This window comes from Acinetobacter sp. WC-743 (assembly GCF_000335555.1).
Classification (GTDB): Bacteria; Pseudomonadota; Gammaproteobacteria; order Pseudomonadales; family Moraxellaceae; genus Acinetobacter; species Acinetobacter bereziniae.
Genome location: NZ_AMFQ01000020.1, coordinates 1 through 2,454, shown reverse-complemented (window position 1 = coordinate 2,454; position 2,454 = coordinate 1). Strand labels below are relative to the sequence as shown.

The window sequence follows — 2,454 nt, the reverse complement described above, 5'->3', positions numbered from 1 at the left end:
CGGAACTATGAAAGTTCTGTTGCATTAGCTTGCATATTTTTATGGCTCCCCTTGTAGGTTAAATTATGGACCATAAATGTCAACAGACCCTAATCCAAATGACAGTACAGGATTGCGTTATTTAGTTGTCAATCAAAATGGTAGTTTGAAAGCAAAATTGTTACCAGCAGATTATCAAGCCCTATATTCAGTCTATGAGTTAAATAGTTCTAGGGCACTTGTTCAAGGTGGCGCATTGGCTTCAATAGTTGCGAATACACTGAAAAGTGGTCACGATGTTTTTGCTGATAGATCACTATTTACAAATCAAGAAATGACAGCATTGTCTAGAACATTTGCTGGAGTTGAGGTGGTTGGTAATGTATTGATGATAGGTGGAGCTGTTGCACCTAAAAGTATAGATTTAAAAGCTGCGGCAATACATGATAAAAACCCTTTAAAAGTTGATGCAATTCAACATGAAACAAAACGATTGTTAGTTAGCCAAGGAAATGTTCCAACATGTGGTCATAACTCTTGTGTAATGGTTTTAGATACATTGAAAAAACCTGTAAATGTTGAAAATTTAATAAATTCAATTCCACCGAAGACCGATGGTATTACTTTTAAACAAGTTTCTGAGTTATTAAAACAAAATAATGTCGAAAATTATGCTTTTTCTAGCAGAACGATAACTCAACTTGAACAATATACTAGTAAGGGTACACCAGTAATTGTTAGAATTGCTGATGATAAAACAGGTTTTTCTCATTTTGTTGTAGTGGATGGAGTAACAATAAGAGGTGGAAAAAAAGTGGTAGCAATACGAGATCCACATAATGCATCATATTACAGCCCGATAGAAAGTTTTAAAAAAGCTTTTACTGGTGAAACAGTAATACCTAGGAATTATAAATAATGTTAAAAGTAACCGTTAACTTTGATGATAACTTGTATACGAAAAAAATACTGGAAGTAAACAATGTTCCATGTTTATGCAAAATATCTAGTACATTTGAAATTGATTTTTTAGAGGCTATACCACAGGTAACAGGAAAGGTTTTAAACTGGAATCATAAAGATATAGATGCGCGCATACCAGCAGGCGCAGGTGGGGACTATACTCATTATAAATTCAGTATGATTTCTATATCTAAGATGGATAAAAATTTATATATTATTGAAAAACTCTCTATGTTTGATTTATGGAGTGGTGGATGGATTAATATTATTGAAAATAGAGAATATACTGAGCTTATTGAAGAAGAAGAGCCTGATTGGTTAAAAAATTTATAAGTAATAATGGGGCTGTAAATTAAATGTAGTAGAGCTCTTAAATTATTTTGTGTAAGTTAATTTTTAGGTTTTTTGATTATCAATAAATGGATTGATGCTTCTGCCCCAAAGGTAGGAGCATTAATTTTATGCTATTTATTTTTTATGCATCACAAAACTTAGCCCAGTCAGACATCAGGTATAGCTAGTTAAATAAACTATGCTACATTTGATTAAACCCAATATCTAAAGCCTCAAGAATAGTTTTCTGTTGTTGGCTAACAATATGTCTGACTTTTCTTTTTAGTATAGACCAAGCTTTTTCAATTGGATTGAGGTCTGGACTATAAGTAGGCAAATACATCAGCCTAGCATTGTACTGGCGAGCCAATTCCTCAATTTTTCGACCTTTGTGAATAGAAGCATTATCTAAAATTAGTAAATATTTTTGAGGCTGACCATTTTTATCTCTTGTTAGATCTTTGAGTAAATATTCAAGCCAGCCAGTAAAAGTATTGCGATCACATGAGCCCTTAAAAATTAGGGGAGCAATGAATTTAAACGTTGCACTTGATCGAACAGCACTGATTATATTTAGTCTACTTCCATGCCCACCTGTTCTTAATGCACGACAACTTTTCCTTTCTCAGACCAACCATATTCAGCAACCTCATTGGTATTTATACCTGATTCATCAATGTATAAAATATACTCTTCACCATATTGCTGTTTCCATTGTGGCAGGAACCATTGGAATACTGCTCGTCCTATTTTGCAGGCTTGTCTGTAGAGAAAACTCTTTTTTTATAACTCCACCCCAGCTTTTTTAAAGCAAATAAGATATTGGCATAGCTGACGGAATAACCAAATCTTTGCTCAAATAATGGCACCAGATCTTTAGCCTGTGAAAATGATGTTGTTTCAACAAAGATTTTGAAAGCCTTTAGGTCTTTAATTTTATAGGGTCGACCTGCTTTTTCGGGATGTGGTCTATTCGCATTTCCTTGGAGATGTTCGAGCTGAATCCAGAGATCTAAAGTCGTTCTTGCAATCTTAAAAACAGTACATGTTTTAGACTTATTCTGGCATTCTTTGTAGTAGTCTAGAGCTTTGTATCGAAGATCATTGGAGTATGGCTTAGGCATAACAGCAGTCAGTAAGGTTTTTTATAGTGTAGCAAACTTTATATATTTAGCTATA

3 protein-coding genes and 1 pseudogene are annotated in these 2,454 nt (G+C 33.7%); 2 read left to right on the top strand and 2 right to left on the bottom strand.

All coding sequences use genetic code 11. The features are described 5' to 3' along the window. Positions 1-76: 76 nt before the first annotated feature. Together ACINWC743_RS03210 and ACINWC743_RS03205 are read left to right on the top strand one after the other, a co-directional pair. Positions 77-898: a cysteine peptidase family C39 domain-containing protein gene (locus ACINWC743_RS03210; protein ID WP_009584356.1), complete on the top strand. Its 822-nt coding sequence runs from the start codon at positions 77-79 to the stop codon at positions 896-898. Further along, positions 898-1,275: a hypothetical protein gene (locus ACINWC743_RS03205; protein WP_009584357.1), complete on the top strand. Its 378-nt coding sequence runs from the start codon at positions 898-900 to the stop codon at positions 1,273-1,275. The genes ACINWC743_RS03210 and ACINWC743_RS03205 overlap by 1 nt, the downstream gene beginning before the upstream one ends. Before the next feature lie 202 nt (positions 1,276-1,477). Here the strand turns inward: ACINWC743_RS03205 and ACINWC743_RS25230 are convergent. Together ACINWC743_RS25230 and ACINWC743_RS03195 are read right to left on the bottom strand one after the other, a co-directional pair. Then, positions 1,478-1,879, bottom strand: a pseudogene (locus tag ACINWC743_RS25230) (transposase); the annotation flags it as partial. A gap of 142 nt (positions 1,880-2,021) precedes the next feature. Then, positions 2,022-2,399, bottom strand: coding sequence for an IS630 transposase-related protein (locus ACINWC743_RS03195; protein ID WP_005029849.1), 378 nt, complete (start codon positions 2,397-2,399; stop codon positions 2,022-2,024). Between the last annotated feature and the right edge of the window lie 55 nt (positions 2,400-2,454).